General features: G+C 50.2%; 19 protein-coding genes. 6 read left to right on the top strand and 13 right to left on the bottom strand.

Translation table 11 applies throughout. The features are described 5' to 3' along the window. Positions 1-154: 154 nt before the first annotated feature. The 8 genes from BV405_RS12990 to BV405_RS12955 all read right to left on the bottom strand — a co-directional run bounded on the left by BV405_RS12990 (position 155) and on the right by BV405_RS12955 (position 8,372). The gene (locus BV405_RS12990) at positions 155-1,036 is read right to left on the bottom strand and encodes a septal ring lytic transglycosylase RlpA family protein (RefSeq protein ID WP_245832323.1); all 882 of its coding nucleotides are present in this window, start codon (positions 1,034-1,036) and stop codon (positions 155-157) included. Positions 1,037-1,049: 13 nt separating this feature from the next. Further along, positions 1,050-2,084: a lytic murein transglycosylase B gene (gene mltB, locus BV405_RS12985; protein WP_086481339.1), complete on the bottom strand. Its 1,035-nt coding sequence runs from the start codon at positions 2,082-2,084 to the stop codon at positions 1,050-1,052. A 103-nt stretch (positions 2,085-2,187) separates the two neighbouring features. Then, positions 2,188-3,336 (bottom strand): rod shape-determining protein RodA, encoded by a 1,149-nt coding sequence (rodA, locus tag BV405_RS12980; RefSeq protein ID WP_245832322.1) that lies wholly within the window; start codon positions 3,334-3,336, stop codon positions 2,188-2,190. Beyond that, positions 3,333-5,213: a penicillin-binding protein 2 gene (gene mrdA, locus BV405_RS12975; RefSeq protein WP_086481323.1), complete on the bottom strand. Its 1,881-nt coding sequence runs from the start codon at positions 5,211-5,213 to the stop codon at positions 3,333-3,335. The genes rodA and mrdA overlap by 4 nt, the downstream gene beginning before the upstream one ends. Positions 5,214-5,246: 33 nt before the next feature. Beyond that, positions 5,247-5,714, bottom strand: a complete 468-nt coding sequence (gene rlmH / locus BV405_RS12970) for a 23S rRNA (pseudouridine(1915)-N(3))-methyltransferase RlmH (protein ID WP_086481322.1) — start codon at positions 5,712-5,714, stop codon at positions 5,247-5,249. Beyond that, complete coding sequence (gene rsfS, locus BV405_RS12965) at positions 5,711-6,088, bottom strand: ribosome silencing factor (RefSeq protein ID WP_086481321.1); 378 nt, start codon at positions 6,086-6,088, stop codon at positions 5,711-5,713. Before rsfS ends, rlmH begins: the two co-directional genes overlap by 4 nt. A 199-nt stretch (positions 6,089-6,287) precedes the next feature. After that, positions 6,288-6,947, bottom strand: coding sequence for a nicotinate-nucleotide adenylyltransferase (nadD, locus tag BV405_RS12960; protein WP_086481320.1), 660 nt, complete (start codon positions 6,945-6,947; stop codon positions 6,288-6,290). A gap of 168 nt (positions 6,948-7,115) precedes the next feature. Next, positions 7,116-8,372: a glutamate-5-semialdehyde dehydrogenase gene (locus BV405_RS12955; RefSeq protein WP_086481319.1), complete on the bottom strand. Its 1,257-nt coding sequence runs from the start codon at positions 8,370-8,372 to the stop codon at positions 7,116-7,118. 409 nt (positions 8,373-8,781) lie between these two features. On the opposite strand from BV405_RS12955, the gene BV405_RS12950 reads away from it, so the two are divergent. The 3 genes from BV405_RS12950 to BV405_RS12940 are packed head-to-tail and all read left to right on the top strand — an operon-like array spanning position 8,782 to position 11,590. Next, positions 8,782-9,732, top strand: coding sequence for a GGDEF domain-containing protein (locus BV405_RS12950; protein ID WP_086481318.1), 951 nt, complete (start codon positions 8,782-8,784; stop codon positions 9,730-9,732). Continuing rightward, complete coding sequence (locus BV405_RS12945) at positions 9,725-10,690, top strand: GGDEF domain-containing protein (RefSeq protein ID WP_176330156.1); 966 nt, start codon at positions 9,725-9,727, stop codon at positions 10,688-10,690. Before BV405_RS12950 ends, BV405_RS12945 begins: the two co-directional genes overlap by 8 nt. A 39-nt stretch (positions 10,691-10,729) precedes the next feature. Continuing rightward, on the top strand, positions 10,730-11,590 hold the full coding sequence (locus BV405_RS12940; protein WP_086481316.1) for a DMT family transporter: 861 nt from the start codon (positions 10,730-10,732) through the stop codon (positions 11,588-11,590). Positions 11,591-11,663: 73 nt separating this feature from the next. Here BV405_RS12940 and BV405_RS12935 read toward each other — a convergent pair whose 3' ends face one another. From BV405_RS12935 to mpl, 3 genes are all read right to left on the bottom strand, one after another. After that, positions 11,664-12,182: a hypothetical protein gene (locus BV405_RS12935; RefSeq protein ID WP_140054607.1), complete on the bottom strand. Its 519-nt coding sequence runs from the start codon at positions 12,180-12,182 to the stop codon at positions 11,664-11,666. A 32-nt stretch (positions 12,183-12,214) separates the two neighbouring features. After that, entirely contained in the window at positions 12,215-12,871 is a 657-nt protein-coding gene (locus BV405_RS12930) for a flavin prenyltransferase UbiX (protein WP_086481314.1), read from the bottom strand. Positions 12,872-13,018: 147 nt separating this feature from the next. Then, positions 13,019-14,425, bottom strand: coding sequence for a UDP-N-acetylmuramate:L-alanyl-gamma-D-glutamyl-meso-diaminopimelate ligase (gene mpl, locus BV405_RS12925; protein ID WP_086481313.1), 1,407 nt, complete (start codon positions 14,423-14,425; stop codon positions 13,019-13,021). Between the two features lie 341 nt (positions 14,426-14,766). Here mpl and BV405_RS12920 point away from each other — a divergent pair, with 341 nt between their 5' ends. Together BV405_RS12920 and BV405_RS12915 are read left to right on the top strand one after the other, a co-directional pair. Continuing rightward, positions 14,767-16,032 (top strand): 6-phosphofructokinase, encoded by a 1,266-nt coding sequence (locus BV405_RS12920; protein ID WP_086481312.1) that lies wholly within the window; start codon positions 14,767-14,769, stop codon positions 16,030-16,032. 224 nt (positions 16,033-16,256) lie between these two features. Next, positions 16,257-17,486: an MFS transporter gene (locus BV405_RS12915; RefSeq protein ID WP_086481311.1), complete on the top strand. Its 1,230-nt coding sequence runs from the start codon at positions 16,257-16,259 to the stop codon at positions 17,484-17,486. Between the two features lie 289 nt (positions 17,487-17,775). Here the strand turns inward: BV405_RS12915 and BV405_RS18125 are convergent, their stop codons facing one another. Together BV405_RS18125 and BV405_RS12905 are read right to left on the bottom strand one after the other, a co-directional pair. Beyond that, the gene (locus BV405_RS18125) at positions 17,776-18,219 is read right to left on the bottom strand and encodes a VF530 family protein (protein ID WP_086481310.1); all 444 of its coding nucleotides are present in this window, start codon (positions 18,217-18,219) and stop codon (positions 17,776-17,778) included. Between the two features lie 136 nt (positions 18,220-18,355). Further along, positions 18,356-20,080, bottom strand: a complete 1,725-nt coding sequence (locus tag BV405_RS12905; RefSeq protein ID WP_245832321.1) for a bifunctional serine/threonine-protein phosphatase/kinase — start codon at positions 20,078-20,080, stop codon at positions 18,356-18,358. Between the two features lie 368 nt (positions 20,081-20,448). Between BV405_RS12905 and ppa the strand changes: the two genes are divergently transcribed. Further along, positions 20,449-20,982, top strand: a complete 534-nt coding sequence (ppa, locus tag BV405_RS12900) for an inorganic diphosphatase (RefSeq protein WP_086481309.1) — start codon at positions 20,449-20,451, stop codon at positions 20,980-20,982. The last annotated feature ends 20 nt before the right edge of the window (positions 20,983-21,002 follow it).

Below are 21,002 nucleotides of genomic sequence, written 5' to 3'. Positions count from 1 at the left end.
CAGGGTACTGCGTGTGTGTCCATTGCCCAAAAGGAGGGCAAAGCTGTTAAAACCGGCAAGTATATCATGCCGAACCAAAAGCGCACCTGAGCAACTTAGTGCTGCCGATGCGCTTTTTATGACCATCATTCAGTTTCGGGTTTCACGGCGAAAATTAATGCGCCAATGGAATAATGATAGGGCGAACAAAACCATCATTGGCCAACTGATCAATCAGACGCTGAAGATCTGAGCGGGATTCAACCGGCCCCAATTGCACTTTATGCAGTAAACGACTATTCACCGTCGCCGGCACAACTGTCATCTTCTGACCGGTGTTTTTCTCAAGGCGTGAGCCCAGCTGTCGTGCCGAAGCCTCCTGACTCATCGCAGCAACCTGAACCAGAACCGGTGGTTGTAACTGATTAACAGCCAGATCCATTCCACCTTTCCAGGTTACAGGGTCTATTGCTTCAATACGGACAGGTGCCGTACCCGTACCCAACATATCCAGTCGGGCAGCTGCCGCGTAGGAAAGGTCAATCACACGCCCATCATGGAAAGGACCGCGATCATTGACCCGAACCAGAACCTGCTTTCCATTGCCGAGATGGGTAACCAGAACATAAGAGGGAAGCGGTAAACTCTTGTGAGCAGCAGATAGCTGGTACATATCATAGATCTCACCGTTTGAAGTGTGATAACCATGAAATTTCTTTCCGTACCAGGAAGCAACACCTTCCGCTTTGTATCCCTTACTGGAAGGCATTACCGAATAGCTTTTGCCCCAAACCGTATAAGGAGACTTATTACCGGCACGGCTTGGTGGCTCATATACAGGATTCAGCTCCTTGATCTTGCTCATATCAAAGACTTCATCCGGGGCCGCATCGTGCTGCATTTCGTATCGGGAATCTGAAGGCGCCGATGAGCAACCGCTCAGCAAAGCAAAAAATGCCAGCAAAACACCATAGCAGGAGAAACGTCCAAGCCAGTTCTGACTGAACACACCATTAGTTGAAGTCAGCATCGCTGCACCAGAGAATGTCGCCGGCATCGTTCTTTTTCACCTATCCCTGCTGATCAGCTTTTTTGATTTCCTGACTCAGCTGATAAACAGCCATGGCATAAAGCTTACTGTGGTTATAGCGAGTGATAACGTAGAAGTTCTTCAACCCTAACCAATGCTCCACACCCTTTTCACCCTGAAGCTCCATCGCGGTAGCTAAACCGGTGTAACGACGACGATCCAGAGGCGTGAAACCCTTAGCGGCAAGCTCTTCAACGGATAGTTCAGGCTTGAGGCTAACATTCAGAAATTCATTGATAGCTTCGCCATTGACACTGGCAGGAACAACAACCGGCTCGCCGGAGCCCCAGCCATGCTCTTTGAAGTAGTTAGCGACACTACCGATCGCATCTTTCGGGTTTGTCCAGATATCACGCTTTTTATCACCGTCGAAATCAACGGCATAGTGGCGGTAGCTGCTCGGGATAAACTGCCCATAGCCCATGGCACCGGCATAAGAGCCTTTAATGGATAAAGGATCGATACCCTCTTCACGGGCCAGAATGAAATACTCTTTTAACTGACCTCGGAAGAACTCAGCACGTGGAGGATAATCAAACGCCAGGGTGCTCAGCGCATCAACAACACGATAGTTACCCGCCATACGGCCGTAATAGGTTTCCACACCAATAATGGCGGTAACCATCTCTTTCGGGACACCGTAAACCATTTCCGCACGCTCAAGCACAGCACGGTGCTTACGCATAAAGCGTACACCACCATCAATGCGCTTCTGGGTGATAAAGATCTTACGGTAATCCTTCCACTCCAGCGTCTTCTCTGCCGGGCGGGAGATAGCATCCAGAATGCTCTGCTTTTTCTCAGCCTGATCCAGTACCGCCTTCAGCGGTGACGGGGTAAAGCCATGATCCCGCACCATCTCGGTGACAAAATCCTCAATCAGGACATTTCGCTCATATTCAGTCTGCGCGGGTTGCTCAGGTGTATTTGCTGTAGCACAACCTACGGGTACAACGGCCAGCGTTACTACGGTACCACGCCCTAACCAGCGACGAAGAGTGGCTTTGATACTCATCAGATATCCCATGCTGTAATTTCCAAAACTGAATTCACCTGTTTAAGAGTCAGCACTCTATCAAACAGGCAAATTAAAAACATTAATATTCAGAAGCCTGAGGCTACTTCCTAACCAGACTTCGGTGTGTATGAATCGACATTAAGATACCGAAGCCTGCCATCAGGGTTACAATGGATGTCCCCCCAAAACTGACCAGTGGTAATGGAACCCCAACCACCGGCAACAAACCGCTTACCATACCGATATTCACAAACACATAAACAAAGAAGGTCAGCGTGATGCTGCCAGCAACCAAACGCCCGTATGTATCCTGAGCATTCAGCGCAACAAAGAGTCCCCGACCGATAATTGCCAGATAGACCATCAGAATCAGGCAAACTCCGATCAGACCGAACTCTTCAGCCAAAACCGCAATAATAAAGTCCGTGTGGCGCTCAGGGAGAAACTCCAGCTGAGACTGAGTCCCCTCAAGCCAGCCTTTACCATCCAGACCGCCAGAACCGATAGCTGTTTTTGACTGGATGATATTCCAGCCCGATCCCAAGGGATCACTCTCCGGATTCAGGAACGTCAGTACCCGCTGACGCTGATAGTCATGCATAACGTACCAAAGCGCCGGTAACGCTGAGATGCCAAGAGCGATAAAACCGCCAATCAGCCTCCAGCTCAGACCTGCCAGCAAAACAACAAACAAGGCAGCGGCTGCTACCAGCAGCGAGGTTCCCAGATCGGGCTGACGGGCAATCATCAGAACCGGAACACCAATAATGACCGCAGAAATAAACAAATGTTTCCAACTCGGTGGCAAAGGTCTGTTTGCCAGAAACCAGGCAACCATCATCGGCATTGCCAGCTTCATAATTTCCGAAGGCTGAAAACGAAAACCAACACCGGGAACCTGAATCCAGCGCTGAGCGCCCTTGGCTCCGACACCAAATAGCAGCACACAAAGCAGAAGAACAGCTCCGCCAAAATAGAACACTGGCGACCAGCGCTGCAGATGTCGTGGCTCTATCTGCGCAATCACACACATGCCAACCAGAGCGACCAGAAAGCGCATTCCCTGACGCTGAACATCATGGGCACTTTCACCGGATGCACTGTAAAGCACAAACAAACCACTGCCGATCAGAACAAAAAGAATCATCAACAGCCAAAAATCGATATGCACCCGCTCCAGCCAGCCAGCAGGTCTTTGGAACGCATGGGTCGCTCCCGGAAGACGGTGAAGAAAGTCTCTGGTACTCACTGCTGCCGACCCTCCGCTTCAGACATACTCACTGTTTTGTCACCTTTTTTCAGATAAGCATCGAACACCATCTGAGCAATGGGTGCCGCCGTTGCACTACCACTACCGGCATTTTCAACAATAACCGCCAATGCAATCGTTGGATTTTCAACAGGAGCAAATCCCGCAAACATAGCATGGTCACGGTGTCGCTCTGCCAGTTTACTTTCATCGTAAACTTCATCCTGCTTAATACTTTTCACCTGAGCGGTACCGGTTTTACCCGCCATGATGTAGTCAATCTTGTCACCGACTTTACGGGCAGTACCCCGGTTACTGTGTACAACCGCCACCATGGCATCGATGACCTCATCCCAGTACTTTTCATCGGACAAAACAATATCAGCCGGTGTTTCGGGGGTTTTCAACGGAATATCTTCCCCTCCGATGCTTTTCACCATTCGCGGCTGAATCCATTTCCCCTTGTTCGCCAGTACTGCCATAGAAGTCGCGATCTGCAAAGGGGTTGCCTGCCAGTAACCCTGACCAATACCAACGCTCAGGGTCTCACCCGGGAACCAAGAGGATTTACGCTTAATACGTTTCCAGTCCCGGCTGGGCATAAGACCCGGTGATGCCTGAGGCATATCCAGCGAGGTGTTCAGACCAAAGCCAAAGCGCTGCATAAAGGGATGAATCCGGTCGATACCCAGATTAAACGCCAGATCGTAGAAATAGGTATCGTTGGACACAACAATCGCCTTTTTCATATCGACGGTACCATGGCCGCTGCGCTTCCAGTTACGATAATAACGATCATCGTTAGGCAGCTGATACCAGCCGGGATCTTCGATGGTGTGGCCTTCAGTAATGACACCCTCTTCAAGACCTGCGATCGCCATAAAGGACTTAATCGTTGAAGCCGGAGGATAGTTACCACGAATGCTGCGGTTAAACATCGGCAGATCACGGGAGGTGATCAGCTCTTTATAGGTTTTGCTGTCAATGCCGGATACAAACAGGTTGGGATCAAAGCTTGGGGTACTGACAATCGCCAGAATGCCACCGGTTTTAGGATCAATAGCCACAATCGCCCCACGGAATCCGGACAGCGCACGCATGGCGGCATATTGCAGATCCGTATCCAGATGAAGCTTCAGCGACTTACCCGGTTGAGGCAGGCTTTCATCCAGAACACTCAGCACACGGCCTCGTGCATTCGTCTCAACGGTCTGCACGCCCACTTTACCGTGCAGGGTTTCTTCGTACTGACGCTCGATACCACTCTTACCGATATAGTAAGTACCTGCATACTGGGAGCGATCGACTTTTTCCAGATCCCGCTCACTGATACGGGACACATAACCCAGAACATGGGCCGTCATCGGGCCATAGGGGTAGTGACGAATCAGCTGTGCTTCAATCTCAACACCCGGTAAGCGATAACGGTTCACCGAGATCTTGGCGATCTGCTCTTCGGTCAACTGGCTCAATAACAGTGCCGAATGGAAAGGTCGGCGCTGACTGTACGCCTGAGTCGCGATCTCTTCACGCTGCTCTTCATCCAGCTCAAGAATTTCTGCGAGTGTGTTCAGCACGCCCTGAATGTCTTTGGCCTGTTCACGGACAAACATAAGGTTGTAACTGGGCAGGTTTTCCGCCAGAACCCGACCTTTACCATCAAAGATAAGGCCTCGGGTAGGGGGAATCGCGCGCACGTGCATACGGTTTTTATCAGACTTGGTGCTGTAGACATCGTATTGGTAAACCTGCAGGTAAACCATACGGGAGATCAGCACCATTACAAGAAGGATAACGATGGCAAAAGCAACAAAGATCCTTTCCTTGAAGAGGCGATACTCAAGGTCGAGGTTTTTCAGTGTGCGTTTTTCTGACATCCGGTTGTCACCGTTCTTGAAAAGAAGAGATTGTTAGCGATGGTAGGGATGGCCCTGAATCACGCTCCAGGCGCGATAAACCTGCTCAGCCAGAAGAATTCTTACCATGGGGTGCGGTAGCGTTAGAGGGGACAAAGACCACTGCTGATTTGCACGTTGCTTACATTCCGGAGCCAGTCCTTCAGGACCACCCACTAGCAAACACACATCACTACCCAACATCTGCCAGCCTTCCGCTTCTTTAGCCAACTGCTCCGTTGACCAGGGCTTACCGAGCACTTCGAGGGCAACCACATGATCGGATGGGCTGATTTTTGACATCATCAGCTCACCCTCTTTGCGGATCGCACGCTCAATATCAGCATTTTTTCCGCGATTGCCGGGAGCGATCTCAATCAACTCAAGAGAAAACTCCCGGGGCAGACGCTTGGCATACTCGTCGTAGCCCTGCTCCACCCACTTGGGCATTTTGGTGCCCACCGCAATTAGCTTGATCTTCAAGAATGGCTCTCCGCCGATTCCTGAGTATCAGGAGCCTGCTCAGCATCATCCGGCAGATCGCTCCACAGACGTTCCAGATCATAGAACTGACGGGTAGCAGGCTGCATGATGTGAACAACGATGTCACCCAGATCCACCAGAACCCACTCGCTGCCGGCTTGACCTTCGACACCCAGAGGACGCACACCCTGTTCTTTCACATTCACCACAACATTGTTAGCCAGAGAGGCCACATGGCGGCTGGATGTACCGCTGGCGATAATCATAAAATCAGTAACACTGGTATTGGCGCTGACATCAAGCACGACAATTTCGTTACCTTTCATCTCTTCCAGCGAGTCAATTACCAGCTGCTTGAGTTGTTCTGTTTGCATAGGACCTCAGATTTCCAGGATTAACCAGACATATTCAGGATTAATCGAATAAGGGCGTAATTGTCTTACAACTTAGAGCAGCTTTGTAGCCTTAATGTTCATTTGACTGTAAAAACTCGTCATTTACCGATGAAATACCAGCACAGCAAGCCAAAGAAGCTCTAAACAAAGCAAGATTAACGAGAAAGGTCGCCAAAACTCAGGCGAGTGTTCCGGCATAGAGACGATTTTCGGCGATGTAATCCACCACCGATTCCGGCAGTAAATAACGAACTGATCGCTTCACAGCCAGCTGATCACGAATGTAAGTGGCTGAAATTTCCAACTGAGAGGGCAGGCGAACAGGAATAATTCGGCCTTGAGACTGCCCCTCTAATTTCACAGGGTCCAGCTGCAGATCGCGCCAAAGTCTGGCCTCTTCAGAATCAGGATCAAGCTCAAAGCCCGGACGTGTCATCACCACCAGATTGGCAAGTTCGAGAATACGTTGCCATTGATGCCAACGGGTAAAGTGAGCAAACGCATCCACACCCATCACCCAGCAGATTACGGCGTTATCGCCCAACTCATCCCTCAGACTTTGCAGGGTCAACACCGAATATGACGGCTGATCAAGGCGCAGTTCTCTGTCATCGATACAGAGCCCTTCTTCACCCTTAACGGCCAGTTTCAGCATATCCAGCCGCTGCTGACTGGTTCTGCCGGGCTGTTTGCGATGAGGCGTCTGATGACAGGGAACAAGATGCACTTCATCCAGCGCCAGCAACTCTTTCAGTTCCAGAGCTGAGCGAAGGTGGCCATTATGAACAGGATCAAACGTCCCCCCCATTACAGCGATAACATTTGCTTTTTCAGTCATACATTCTGCTTTCGGGTATGTCGCAACTTAAAATATGTCGCGAGTTGATTCGCTTATACCATTACCTGAGAAGGTAAATCCCTGAAACAGCAACGGCAGACTCAGAGGTCTGCCGTTGCTGTTTCAGAATATTTGTACGGCTCTTGTTCGCCTTGAGAGCAAAAGCGCTTACTGGCGAATGTGGCCATCCCCGAAGACAACATACTTCTGAGAGGTCAGACCTTCCAACCCTACAGGCCCACGGGCATGGATCTTATCGGTGGAGATACCGATCTCCGCACCCAGGCCATACTCAAAGCCATCGGCAAAACGGGTCGATGCATTCACCATCACAGAGCTGGAATCCACCTCCGCCAGGAAACGGCGCGCCAGCGTGTAGTTTTCGGTGACAATGGCATCTGTATGTTGCGAGCCATAATCATTAATATGATCAATCGCCTCATCCATGGTTGCTACCACTTTAATCGCCAGAACAGGTGCAAGATATTCCGTGCTCCAGTCCTCATCGGTCGCAGGTACAGCATCAGCCAGAATGGCGCGAGTTTTCTCACAACCACGCAGCTCAACACCTTTGGCAGCATACTCTTCCGCCAGCAGCGGCAGCACTTTAGCAGCAACTGACTCAGCTACCAGCAGCGTTTCCATGGTATTACAGGTGCCATAGCGATGGGTCTTGGCGTTAACAGCAATCTTAACGGCTTTTTCCAGATCCGCCTGATCATCAATATAAACGTGGCAGATGCCGTCCAGATGTTTAATCACTGGAACAGAAGCTTCTTTACTGATGCGTTCGATCAGACCTTTACCACCACGAGGCACAATAACATCAACAAACTCAGGCATGGTGATCAGCTCACCCACCGCAGCACGATCCGTGGTCTCAACCACCTGAACCGTTGCCGCCGGCAGACCCGCAGCCTCAAGCCCCTGAGCCAGACACTTGGCGATCGCCTGATTGGAGTGAATCGCTTCAGAGCCACCACGCAGGATCACAGCGTTACCAGACTTCAGACACAGGCTGGCAGCTTCTACCGTTACATTCGGGCGGGACTCATAAATAATGCCGATCACACCCAGAGGTACACGCATTTTACCCAGCTGAATACCGCTTGGGCGGTAGTTCATATCGGTAATTTCACCCACAGGGTCCGGCAGGGCGGCTACCTGACGCAGACCTTCGATCATGGTATCGATCACCTTAGGCGTCAGTGCCAGACGATCCAGCAGCGCACTGTCCAGACCATTATTGCGACCATTTTCCAGATCTTTTTCATTAGCTTCTGTCAGTACCGGTCGGGCCGCATCCAGGGCATCTGCGGTGGCCAGAAGGGCCTTGTTTTTCAGTCCGGTATCAGCTTTTGCAATGGCGCGGGAAGCAAGACGGGCTTTCTGCCCCATCTCCTGCATGTACTCTTTGATATTCATGGTGTTAAACCCTGATGCTCTCATTATTCGTGGGCAGACATTCACTGTCATACCCCGTGTTCAATGCAAAGATAAATCTCTGATGGGAACACACTTTATTTTTTGGCTGTCACATCAATCCGTTACCGATTAAGCCTTCACGAAACAGCGTGAAACGAGTTTGTTAGACGATGTGTGCCTGAAGTTAAATGGCCAAAATCTCAGCCAGTTTATCCGGAGAGAGTTCAATCGGTTTTCCGGGATCAGCCTGTCAAAAAGCTCAGTGGGTAACAGAAGCCAAACAGTGACGATAAAAGAAAGCCTAAACTCTTGATCTGAACAGCAAATATATCCGGAACGCCCCTACCTTTAAGGACTTTAACCGTTATAATTCGCTGTAATCATTTCCAGAACAGGCAACTATACGCGAATGGACACCAAGTACAAAGCACGCCTGAATGCGGTTTACTTTATCCTGGCAGGTGCATTTACCCTTCTGCTGGGCTGGACTCAGTACCTGAATCAATTACCGGAGGCCGGTCAGGCTCTCATGCTGGTCAGTGTCACCTTGCTAACCACAGGTATCTATAATTTCTGGTTTACCCATAAACCCTCCCGCCTGTTGCCATTACTGGTTCTGGCCGTTGTGGCAACACTGACCATTGCCGGTTTTTGGGTACCTGTCGTGCTGACGGCTCACTGGGCCTATATTCTGCCACTGTACCTGTTCAGCCTTCTGCCTTTCAGAACAGCACTCTCGCTGACCTTGGGTTACGCACTGGTTTTCAATCTTTCAACGACTGTTCAGCTAGGTGGAATTGAGCGACTTCAGGTGCTGTATCTGTTCTGGTCAGCAACCTCCGTTGCCTGCATTTTCATTTTTACCAACCGTGAAAAGCAGCAACACCTTCAGCAACTTGTCAGTCTTGATGCAGAAAGCTCAGCCTACAACACACAGCAGCTGATGGACGACCTGCCACGGGAACTGGCGCGCGCAGATCGTGAAAACACCAGTCTGGCTCTGCTTTGTTTTAAAGGACGGGAAGAACATCCTGAGCTGACACTGCGAAAAAGCGCCCAACACCTCCACAAAGCTCTTCGCCCTTTTGATCGCCTGTACCGGGTTGATGACTACCTGATTGCACTGACGCCATCGGGGTCATTCCGGGACAGTTTGAGTATCTGTTACCAGTACTACAACGATTTTAATGAACGTATGCATCTGGCAGCTGTAGTTCCCGGTGAGCATGAAACCGAGCAGGAACTGCTGGATAAAGCAGCGGCAGCCATCACTTTTGCATCTCAGCAGGATGTAAACGCTCCGCTCTATCTGAAGAGTGACTTTATTGATATCCAGAATGAGCAGGAACTCTATGATTGATCTGGGCCAGAACCTCTCCAAGATGCGGGATAACGTCACCGCTGGACTCTATCTATCCTTAGCCGTCGCACTGGCCGTAATCGCCTGGTATCACTACATGCTGGGCCACTACACACAGATCCTTTGGCCTGCGTTATCCAGCCCCTTTGTTCTAGTACTGGCTCTGATCCGTTTCTTTCAGAGCAAAGAAGGGCGGGATCTGACACCTTACCCACTTCTGATCATTATCGGCTTGGTTGTTCTTAACAGCGGCCCCTTATTTGACCCTCTGTACCGTCAGTGGCTCTATATGATTCCGGTATTGACCTACTTTATTTTGCCGGTGCGTCAGGCTTCTATCAGCCTGCTGCTATTTTTCTCGCTGTTCGTGATTTTCGCGGTAGAGCAGATCAACCCTCTGATTCTTGGCGATCTGGCGATTAACCTAAGTCTCTTCTCAGGCATCAGCTTTATCTTTGCTTACACCCAGGAGAGTCAGACTCGAACTCTGGAACGTCTGAGCGGAAAGGACAGCCTCACAGGTGCGTTCTCCTCGAATCAGGTGAACAAGCGCTTACTGGCTGAAGTTGCCCGGGCAAAAGCGACCCGCCGTCCACTGTCCGCTCTGCTGTTTACCATCCACAACATGGAAGATATCACCCTGCGTCAGGGCGAATACAAAACACGTCACTTGCTGCTCAAAGTCTCAAATACTATGAAAGATGTCAGCCGTACCGGTGATGAGATCTACCGCATGAGTGACAACAGTTTTCTGCTATTACTGCCCAACACCTCGATTAACGGTTGTATTGTCCTGAAGGAACGACTGATTCAACAGATTGCCGATCATTTGGAGCTTTCAGCCATTACTCAGGATCTGGGACTAAACCCGGTTACTCTCCAAGCCAGTGAAGATGCCCAGCAATTTCTGGAACGGGCGCTGGGCGACCCTGACCTGCATAGCCAGAATGCTCTCTGATGCCTGCCAATATCCCTATGCTAACCAAACAGAAATCCCATGCAGTCTGATCGCCTGAAAGGCCTTGCCAGTCTGCATGGAGGCTTACTGCTGTTTGGTGGCACCGCCCTCTTTTCTCAGACTCTGAATCTTAATGCACTGGATATGACCGCCTGGCGCTGCCTGATTGCAGGCGTTCTTTTGCTCGGCTGGCTGAAGCTAAGAGGTAAGCCCCTTGGCTTCAGCCTGAAACAGCACAACATCGGCATTCTCGGCTTATCAGTTCTTATGGGGCTGCATTGGGTGACTTACTTCCACTCCATGCAGATTGCCGGAGTAACGGTGGGGATTCTGGCTCTGTTTACCTTTCCGGTGATGACGGTTCTGTTAGAACCTGTCTTTGATCGGGTGCGTCTCAAGGGTAAAGATCTGTTCGCGGCGCTGCTTGTTGTATCAGGTATCACCCTGATGACACCCTCTTTAAATCCGGATGACCCTATCGCTTTGGGCGTCTTCTGGGGTGTGATTTCCGCTTTTCTATTTACACTGCGCAACCTCTTTATGAAGAAGTATTACAGCCAGTACAGCCCTCTTCTGACCATGGGCTGGCAATCGTTATTAGTTGCGCTGATGCTGCTGCCATTTGTCACAGGCAAGCTCTTCACTCTACCCGGTGAGCAGTGGTTCCAGCTCTTCCTGCTGGCGACCGTGTTTACTGCTGCACCTCACACGCTTTTGGCTAACAGCCTTCGTTATCTGAAAGCCGCCAGTATCAGCCTTATCTCCTGCCTGCAACCGGTTTACGGTGCTCTTCTCGCTTTCCTGATTTTAGGTGAACAGGCAGAAACCATGACGCTGATCGGTGGCAGCCTGATTATCGCAGCAGCGGTAAATGAGACTCTGAGCAAGAAGAAAGCTTAAGTAAGACAATGAAGGATTGTGAAAGAAGAAGGCTTGAGCAGGAAAACTGATTTAAGCCGAAATCTGCTAACACTCAGTACCGGTCACCAGATTGAACACAAAGCTGATCTCTGTCGATATCGTCAGGTAATTGATTCAGCGTTTTATCGATAGCCCTTCTTCTGATCCCCTCAGGCACACGAATGCCAGCTCCTTCATCCGACGCCAGCGCATCTTCAGTATCAGGCAGAATCAACATCCAGAGAATGCCGTAAAATTTGTGAATTCGGCTGTGATCTTCCCGCTGAAAAACCGGCTCCAAGTCAGTTTCTGTATCAAGAATTTCAACCTGACTCTCTTCAAAGTCGAGCCAATAGGTAGGAATAACTCCAAAGGTCCATGAGGAGATATAGCCAGAGGGGTTTTCACTGGCGTAGTCGTAGGGCGCATCGGTGTGCACCCTTAACTGATAACGCTTAGGCTCGTTCCAGCAATAGGAAACGGAATGCTCTGTTTCGATATTTTCCAGATCGCCTCCAATATAACCAACGCAGCCGGAAAGCAACAGAACCGATAACGCCATAACAGATGCTAGACCTGATTGTTTATACATAAACATCCTTGTTTCGTTGGATCTATCAGGGGCTACTCACCCCATTTAGGCATCAGCTTCTGTTCAAAACCCAGCTGATCCAGAATACGGGCGACGATAAAGTCCACCATATCCTCAATGCTTTGCGGATTGTGATAAAAGCCAGGACTTGCCGGCATCACCAGAGCCCCCATACGGGTGAGAGTCAGCATGTGCTGCAAATGAACCTCGTGATAGGGCGCTTCCCTATGCACCAGAATCAGCTGACGACGCTCTTTAAGAGCAACATCAGCTGCCCGTTCAATCAGATTATTACTGGCTGCGGTAGCGATTGCGGACAGTGTTCCTGTTGAACAAGGGCAAACCACCATCTTGTGGGGTGCACCAGAACCAGAAGCAACCGGTGCCATCCAGTTCTCCCGACCATAAACCTTAATCTGCCAGGACTCAGCTTTAAAACGCTCAACCAGATAAGCCTGAAGCTTATCGCTGGCAGACGGGAAGCTCTCTTCCGTCTCAGTTGCGATCACGACCTGAGCTGCCTTTGAAACCATGACAGACACTTCACAACCCAATGCCACCAGGCACTCAATCAGGCGGATACCGTACTGAGCGCCGGAGGCTCCGGTCAGAGCAACAGTCACACGCTGATCAGCGCTTAAAGATGAAGGAGCTTTTGAAGAAGCAAGCGTTGTTTCTGAGTGACTCATGCAGGGCTCTTAGCAAAGAAAGAAAGGGAAAAAACTTATTCAGGATAGTCTATTCAAGCCATCCCCGAATTAGACTGCACTCCAAAGCGCAGATGCATTTACGTACATATCCGGGCTTTGGAGCTTAAAGAGAAGTTATCAGCTGACTCAGGGCTTACAGGCCAAAGCATCCAGCAATTTCTGATGAATCCCACCAAAACCGCCATTGCTCATCACGACAATACGATCACCGGGACGACTCACTTCGACCAGCCGAACAATCAGGTGTTCCAGATCACCGACCAGCTCAGAAGGTACAGGAGCGTTTGCCACGACTGACCCCAGATTCCAGTCCAGGCCCGGCGGCTGATACCAGAAGGCTTCATCGGCATGCTGGGTACAGTCGATCAGCTGCGCCTGAAGCGTTCCTAAACGCATGGTATTCGAGCGGGGCTCAATGACCGCGATAATACGCCCCTCTCCCTCCTGCAGATGAGGATCCAGCGCCAACTGGGCTTTTGCACCATCAAGAGTGGTATTGATCGCTGTCGGGTGATGGGCAAAGTCATCATAAACCTTAACGCCATCAACTTCGCCACGAAGCTCCATACGACGTTTCACATTCCGGAATTCTGCCAGTCCCTGTGCCGCAATCTCAGGTGTCACACCAACATGGCGTGCGGCAGCAATCGCAGCTACAGCATTCGCCACATTATGCTGACCGGACAGCGACCAGTTCACTTCCGCCACTGCTTCATCATTTAACAACACCTTAAAGCGACTACCATCTTCACGCAGCATCTGCGTAGACCAGCGCCCCTTACCCGATTCAGCACTTTTGATCGCACCCGCCTGGATCGCCTGAGTTGGTGTCCAGCAGCCTTGCTCCAGAACACCTTTAAGCGGCTCACAATCTGAATAGACAATCAGACCTTCAGAAGGCACGGTGCGAACCAGATGGTGGAACTGACGCTGGATCGCCGCCAGATCCGGGAAGATATCCGCGTGATCAAACTCCAGATTATTCATAATCAGAGTGCGCGGGTGATAGTGAACAAACTTGGAGCGCTTATCGAAAAATGCCGAGTCATACTCATCGGCTTCGATAACAAAGAAAGGGGTTTCACCTAAACGGGCGGAGATACCGAAGTTTTCCGGAACACCACCCACCAGAAAACCCGGTGCCATCTTGGCATAATCTAATATCTGCGCCAGCATACTGGTGGTTGTGGTTTTACCGTGAGTACCGGAAACCGCCATCACCCACTTATCCTTCAGCACATGCTCGGCCAGCCACTGCGGACCTGAGGTATAAGGGATGCCTTTATTCAGTACATACTCAACTGCAGGATTACCCCGACTCATGGCGTTACCGACAATCACCAGATCAGGTGCCGGTTCAAGCTGATCAGGATCAAAACCCTGCGTGATCGCTATGCCCTGCTCTTTCAGCTGAGTACTCATCGGCGGATAGACGTTAGCGTCGGAGCCTGTGACCTTATAGCCCAACTCACGGGCAAGAATCGCCAGACTGCCCATAAAGGTTCCGCAGATACCCAGAATATGCAGATGCATAAAAACTCCCTAAAGCATTTTGATCACGCAGCCGTTGTAATAAGGCATCCGGTGCGAGCCTGAAAAAATGCCAGAAGATTAGCATGAGAAGGCTTTTCGCCCAAACTCAGACATCGGATAAATCTGCTTGAGTAACAGAATATCAACCATAAAACAGACGCTTACACAGCCCATGCTAATAAAGCATGAAAAAAGCTGCCTCCGGTCATGCAAAAGAGGGCAATTTCGAGTAGTATTGCCGACATTTTTCGGGGCCGAAAAAGTTTCGTTTGAGAATAAAACCTCATTCGCTTAGGCCGCATATTTATAGACCTCAACGACTCTCAGGAGCCAGTTCAGAGATGAGCAAGCAAAACGCGTTTTATGCCCAGTCAGGTGGTGTTACCTCAGTTATCAATGCCAGTGCCTGTGGTGTCATCGAAACCGCACGTAAACACAGCGACAAAATCGGTACCGTATATGCAGGTCAGAACGGCATCATTGGTGCGCTGGTTGAAGAGCTGATCGATACTAATGCGATCTCTGAGCAGGATGTAGCCGCTCTGCGTCACACTCCGGGTGGTGCTTTCGGTTCCTGCCGTTACAAGCTGAAAGATATCGAGACTCACCGCGAGCAGTACGAGCGCCTGATCGAAGTATTCAAAGCCCACGATATCGGCTACTTCTTCTACAACGGCGGTAACGACTCTGCGGATACCTGTCTGAAAGTGTCTCAGATCTCTGAGAAACTGGGTTACCCGATCAAAGCGATCCACGTTCCTAAGACTGTGGACAACGACCTGCCGATCACTGATACCTGCCCGGGTTTTGGTTCTGTGGCTAAGTACATTGCGCTGTCCACTATGGAAGCGGGTCTGGATATCCAATCCATGTGCGAAACCTCTACCAAGGTATTTATCCTTGAGGTAATGGGTCGTCACGCTGGCTGGATCGCAGCAGCCGGTGGTCTGGCACAGCAGGCTGAAGGTCAGCCACCACACATCATCATCTTCCCTGAGATCGCTTTCGACCGTGAAGCCTTCATGAAGAAAGTGGATCAGAGCGTTAAAGACAATGGCTACTGCGTAATCGTGGTTTCCGAAGGCGCTCACTATGAAGACGGTACTTTCCTGGCTGATGCCGGTACCAAAGATGCTTTCGGCCACACTCAGCTGGGCGGCGTAGCACCAACTCTGGCGAACATGGTTCGTGAAGATCTGGGTTACAAATACCACTGGGCAGTTGCTGACTACCTGCAGCGTGCAGCCCGTCACATCTCTTCCAAAACTGACGTTGAGCAGGCTTACGCCGTAGGTCAGGCTGCTGTTGAAATGGCAGTTGAAGGCAAAAACGCGGTAATGCCAGCGATCATCCGTAAGAGCAATGCACCGTTCGAGTGGGTTATCGAAGAAGCACCTCTGGATAAAGTGGCTAACGTTGAGAAGTTCATGCCACGCGACTTCATCACCGAAGACGGTTTCGGTATCACCGAAGCTTGCCGCGAATATCTGGAACCGCTGATCCGTGGTGAAGCAGAACTGCCTTACGACGAGAAAACCGGACTGCCACGTTACGTGCGTCTGAGCCACACTCTGGCTGAGAAAAAACTGCCGGAGTTTAAAGCTTAATATCCCTTAGATATCTTGCTTTAGAACCGACAATAAAAAGCCCCGATAAATTCATCGGGGCTTTTTCATTTTGAATACCCAAATGACCAACCTCACCCGCTCTGATACCAGAAGCTACACTTCTGGCGAATAACCCTCATTCAGAAAACTCATTTCCCTTAATTCCTTTTTTGCAGGAACATATTCGATCCTCGTCTAAGAGGCTCTGCTGAAAAGGACTGAATATGAACACCACACGTATTAACCCCTGGTGGGTTGTTCTGGCAGCCGGAATTATTCTGGCCTACAACATGGGCGTTCGCCTCTCAACGGGTTTGCTGATTCCGGATATCAATCGCGATATAGGTATCAGTCAGGCCGACCTTGCCTTTGGTTTTGCGGTACAGAATCTACTCTGGGGTGCTGTATCACCGGTTGCTGGTTTGCTGGCGGAAAGATTCGGCACGGTCAGAGTGCTGCTTATCGGTGCGGTACTCTATGGACTGGGTATGGTGCTGGCTGCTATTGCCCAGGACAACGCTCTGTTCTTTATCGGTAATGCTCTGCTGGTCGGCATTGGCGTTGGCGCGACTACCTTCCCGATTGTTCTCGCGGCTGTAGGCCAGAAATTCCCCGCCCATAAACGCACGCTGGCTCTTGGTATCGCCAGTGCCGGTGGCTCACTGGGACAGTTTGGCTATGCCTTTATACTCGGCAAAATCAGTCCTGTTATCGGTTGGTCCGATACCTTTATGTGGTTTGCCGGTTCCACACTGGTGATCTTTGCACTGGCCTGGCTACTGGCGGAGAGCAAACAACTACGCGAAGAGCGTCGAGAGGCTCAGATCTCCGCTCCCAAGCGGCTTTTTGATTGGCAGGCGATCGGACAAGCGATGAAGGTTCCGGAATATCAGCTGCTAAATATCGGCTTCTTTGTCTGCGGGTTTCATGTCGCCTTTATCACAGTTCACATGGCAGGGTTTGTGAATTTCTGCGGACTGCCATCCAGCGTTGCCTCAAACTCTATTGCTCTGATTGGCCTGATCAATGTAATCGGAGCGGTAACCGTTGGCTGGGCAGGAGATCGCTGGCACAAACCCTACCTGCTGACACTCATCTACGGCCTGAGAACCCTCCTGATCATTATGCTGATGATACTGCCACCGAGTTATGAAGTGTTTTATGCCTTCTCTGTGGTGATGGGAATGCTTTGGCTCTCGACAGTCCCTCTGACCAGTGGCTGTGTAGCCCATCTTTTCGGCACCAAAAATCTGGCTTCATTATTTGGCATCGTGATGTTCAGTCATCAGATCGGCGCCTTCTTTGGCAGCTGGTGGGGTGGTTTGCTATTTGAATGGTACGGGGATTACAGCATTGCCCTGAGCCTGAGTGCTGGCCTTGGTTTACTGGCGGCTCTGGTCCACTTACCGCTAACGCCAAAGCGCTTCGCACAAGCTGAGTTTAAACCCGCTTAAACTGTCATCAGAGTGTCATAGCCAGCCGTTAGGGTGTGCTCAGGTTGAAGGGAAACAGGTCCTCTTCAATCTGAGATCCAATAGCGGTGGATCTTAGGGTTTAGCCAATCTGGATACCGGCCTGTCATATTGCAGGCCGGTTTCGTTTTCAGGAAAGCTTGTATGGAATAGCCGTAACGGATGACGGCGAGGCAGGACGCCTCACTTTTTCTCTCAATACTTCAGATCATGTCTTGTCTTTAAAAACACTTCTCGTAGTACCTTTAAAGGCCTTTTTATAAAGCTCTTTTTAATCCTTATCCGCCAGATTTTTACGGGCAGCAGCCCAGATTCCCTCCGCCTTACCTTTACCGGAATCTGGCGAAGCGCCTTTGTTCTGTCGAATACTTTTCTTCACCTCAGCGACCAGCTGAGCCTCTGTCTTAGTCGCTCTCTTAGCTGTGGAAAAACCTTTCATCTTAAGATAAAGGCTCTCAACTTTTTGTCTTGCCCAAGGAGTTTTACGCAGAAACTTAAGGCTGGACTTGATACTTGGATCAGATTTAAAACAATTCACCGCAACTCTCTGATACAAACCAGCCCAGTCGTACTCAGCAACCAATTCCTTCAGAATCTGCTCCAACTTAACACCATGCAAAGGGTCCTTGTTGCTTTGAGGAAAGTTTCTTTGAGGAGAGTTGTCCTGACGAGAAGGATTCTTAGCTGATGAACCCGGTTGTGCTTTGTCGGTCATTGAGAAACTCATTTGTCGAAGGGATGTTTAAACTATTGCGGATATGCAGCGGCTGTAAGACAGTCTGAATCCGGAAAATAAAAAGGAGCCATATCAGCTCCTTTTTATTTCGATGCAGATAAAGTTAACAACTCATCTAAATAATCATACTGCCTATCAGTAAGAGTAGCAGGATACCCGATAAGGCCTTCCAGAACATCAGTGGATTGCGCTCCACCAGAGGCATATTCCCCTCTTTCATATAGTGAGGGTTAGGCTTTTTCAGATCGTAGATAAACTCCGACAACCGGCGATAACGCAGCTCAGGGTTTGGCTGCAGAGCCCGACGAAGCGCACCATCCAGCCAGACTGGCACCATAGGGTTAAACTGGTAACTCGGCAGATATTCCAGCCGGGAGAAATCTGCCCGGCTATGGAAATTTTCCATCTGATCGGCATAAGGCTGCTGGCCAGTCAGCATCCAGTAGGCGATCACCGCCAGCGAGAACTGATCCGCATTCGGTCCCGGTTCACGGTTCAATCGATATTCCGGTGCGCTGTATGGCGTTAACCCCACCATCCGCTGAATAGACAAGGGCGATGGCAGATCATCGGTGCCCGGAACGGCACAGGAAGCAAAATCGATCAGCTTAATCATGCCCTGCTGATCCACCAGAATATTATCCGGATGCAGCCCCTGGCAGAGAATATCCCGTCGATGCAGTGCACGAATCGCCTTTACCATCTGCTCGATCAGGTCGATCAAACGACGCAGTTCGGCATGGGGGTTCTGCGCCATCCACTCGGTCAAAGTACGGCCGTCAACATACTCCCTCAGATAATAGAGATGGTTACGCGGCCGGGAGGCATCAACAATCTTAGCAACGTAGGGAGAGTTGACCCGCTCCACGACCCACTGCTGCATGATGAACTGACGCAGAAAATCCTTACGGCTCTCAAGCTGTGGAGAAGGCGCTTTCAGCACCATCTCACGCCCGGTATGTTTATCTTCGACCCGATAGATGCAGCTCATATTGCTCTTGTTGAGCACTTCAAGCACCCGATAACCATCCAGATCATCACCGACATTGAGCTCCCGTGGAACCGGAAGCGCGCCAAAAGCTTCTCCGATTGTGTCTCCGGATTCTTCCGGTAGTAAATCGATACGCACCAGCTGGAAGCAGAAATGAGTACTGCTGTAACCCCGGGCGCTGGCTTTTTCCATAGCGATATTCAGCAGCTGATCACAGGCCTCGTTCAGATCAGAGGCGTTATGGCGGATCTGCTGTACATAATCCGAGGCAACCAGGGTGCCCTTACTGGCCTGAGTGGTGAATAGCAGGATATCGCCCTGCTTAATTGAGAACTGGTGATAATCGATATCGACACTGGGATCGAGCCCCAGGGCGCGTGATGGATAACGGTAGCCACCAATAAAGTTGGTATGTTCACGGTTTAACTGCTCAAATTCACCGCCCCGCAGACGGTAAACCAAAGTGTCACCCATGTGGAACAGATGCCCATGACGCCCCTTAAGTACCACACCGCTGAAGGAGCTGATGTAGTTGCCGTTGGTGACATTTTTACCCTGACTGAACAGCCAGCCATTGAGTGCACTCAGCACCTTAGTGGCTGAGGTTTTAACATCCCAGTTATCCGGCGTAGCGTAGTAATCTGCCAAAAAGCCGCGCACACAGGTTTCAGCGGCCTGCTTGGCAATCACATTTCGCCAGGTTGAGTCAGCAACTACCGCAGAGATGCCTTTCGCCGCAAGACCTGAGCCTTCCGGGATTCTGACAGACATGGTGGAGCGGATAGAGCTTCTGTCCGGCGCAATAAAGGCCTGGCCATAACTGATTTTTAGTTGACTGTCTCGGGTCATTGCACCAACTCGGGTCGTTTTCCATTAACTGCACAGTTTTAACACTGCTTTTCTGCGCCAAAAAGCAGCCTTGCTTAGAGATTAATCCGGGGTAGATTAACTCATCCCAGACTATGCAAATATTATGCAATAGTGCCTGCCAGCCTGCCTATCCCCGTCCCTGACGAAGTTGTTAAAACTCAGGTAATTTTTTGTACCTGAGCACCTGCCCCATTCCAATGTTAATGCCGCGCACAGTGTGTTCTTTAGTAGGAATCGAAGGCGTGAGAATAGCAATCAAAAGGCACTGACTATATAATCCTGCCAGCTTTTAAAGGGGCCAGTCCCTACTTTTCTATTCACAATTTCCTATTTCCGGGGTCAGAATTATGGATTTTGATAAAATTCCAGCGGGCAAAGATGCTCCTAACGATATCTATGTAGCTATTGAAATTCCGGCACAAAGCTCTCCAATCAAATACGAGATTGAGAAAGACTACAGTGCGATCATGGTTGACCGCTTCATGGCAACCCCTATGTTCTACCCTGCAAACTACGGTTTCATCCCGAACACTCTGTCTGAAGATGGCGATGCTCTGGACGTGCTGGTTATCACTCCATACCCAGTACTGCCGGGTTCAGTAATCCGCTGCCGTCCTGTTGGCGTTCTGAACATGTCTGACGAAGCAGGTCCTGATGCGAAACTGGTTGCAGTTCCTCACGACAAACTGACTACTGTTTACAAAGAAGTTCAGGATGTAGACGATATCCCTACTCTGCTGCGCGAGCAGATCACTCACTTCTTCGAGAACTACAAAGATCTGGAAGAAGGTAAGTGGGTTAAGGTTGAAGGTTGGGGCAACGCTGCTGAAGCACGTGACGCAATCGTTAAATCTATCGAAGCATTCAACGCAAGCAAATAAGCTTACGTTTTATGAGTCGA

Source organism: Oceanospirillum sanctuarii (genome assembly GCF_002150805.1).
GTDB lineage: Bacteria > Pseudomonadota > Gammaproteobacteria > Pseudomonadales > Halomonadaceae > Oceanospirillum > Oceanospirillum sanctuarii.
The sequence above is the reverse complement of the archived record's forward strand: the minus strand, read 5'-3'. Positions and strand labels throughout refer to the sequence as shown.

Bases quoted from the DNA above. Each gene is read 5' to 3' on its own strand.
- BV405_RS12990 (WP_245832323.1), bottom strand. From the start codon at position 1,036: ATGCCGGCGACATTCTCTGGTGCAGCGATGCTGACTTCAACTAATGGT.
- mltB (WP_086481339.1), bottom strand. From the start codon at position 2,084: ATGAGTATCAAAGCCACTCTTCGTCGCTGGTTAGGGCGTGGTACCGTA.
- mrdA (WP_086481323.1), bottom strand. From the start codon at position 5,213: ATGTCAGAAAAACGCACACTGAAAAACCTCGACCTTGAGTATCGCCTC.
- rsfS (WP_086481321.1), bottom strand. From the start codon at position 6,088: ATGCAAACAGAACAACTCAAGCAGCTGGTAATTGACTCGCTGGAAGAG.
- nadD (WP_086481320.1), bottom strand. From the start codon at position 6,947: ATGACTGAAAAAGCAAATGTTATCGCTGTAATGGGGGGGACGTTTGAT.
- BV405_RS12955 (WP_086481319.1), bottom strand. From the start codon at position 8,372: ATGAATATCAAAGAGTACATGCAGGAGATGGGGCAGAAAGCCCGTCTT.
- BV405_RS12950 (WP_086481318.1), top strand. From the start codon at position 8,782: ATGGACACCAAGTACAAAGCACGCCTGAATGCGGTTTACTTTATCCTG.
- BV405_RS12945 (WP_176330156.1), top strand. From the start codon at position 9,725: ATGATTGATCTGGGCCAGAACCTCTCCAAGATGCGGGATAACGTCACC.
- BV405_RS12940 (WP_086481316.1), top strand. From the start codon at position 10,730: ATGCAGTCTGATCGCCTGAAAGGCCTTGCCAGTCTGCATGGAGGCTTA.
- BV405_RS12935 (WP_140054607.1), bottom strand. From the start codon at position 12,182: ATGTATAAACAATCAGGTCTAGCATCTGTTATGGCGTTATCGGTTCTG.
- BV405_RS12930 (WP_086481314.1), bottom strand. From the start codon at position 12,871: ATGAGTCACTCAGAAACAACGCTTGCTTCTTCAAAAGCTCCTTCATCT.
- mpl (WP_086481313.1), bottom strand. From the start codon at position 14,425: ATGCATCTGCATATTCTGGGTATCTGCGGAACCTTTATGGGCAGTCTG.
- BV405_RS12920 (WP_086481312.1), top strand. From the start codon at position 14,767: ATGAGCAAGCAAAACGCGTTTTATGCCCAGTCAGGTGGTGTTACCTCA.
- BV405_RS12915 (WP_086481311.1), top strand. From the start codon at position 16,257: ATGAACACCACACGTATTAACCCCTGGTGGGTTGTTCTGGCAGCCGGA.
- BV405_RS18125 (WP_086481310.1), bottom strand. From the start codon at position 18,219: ATGACCGACAAAGCACAACCGGGTTCATCAGCTAAGAATCCTTCTCGT.
- BV405_RS12905 (WP_245832321.1), bottom strand. From the start codon at position 20,080: ATGACCCGAGACAGTCAACTAAAAATCAGTTATGGCCAGGCCTTTATT.
- ppa (WP_086481309.1), top strand. From the start codon at position 20,449: ATGGATTTTGATAAAATTCCAGCGGGCAAAGATGCTCCTAACGATATC.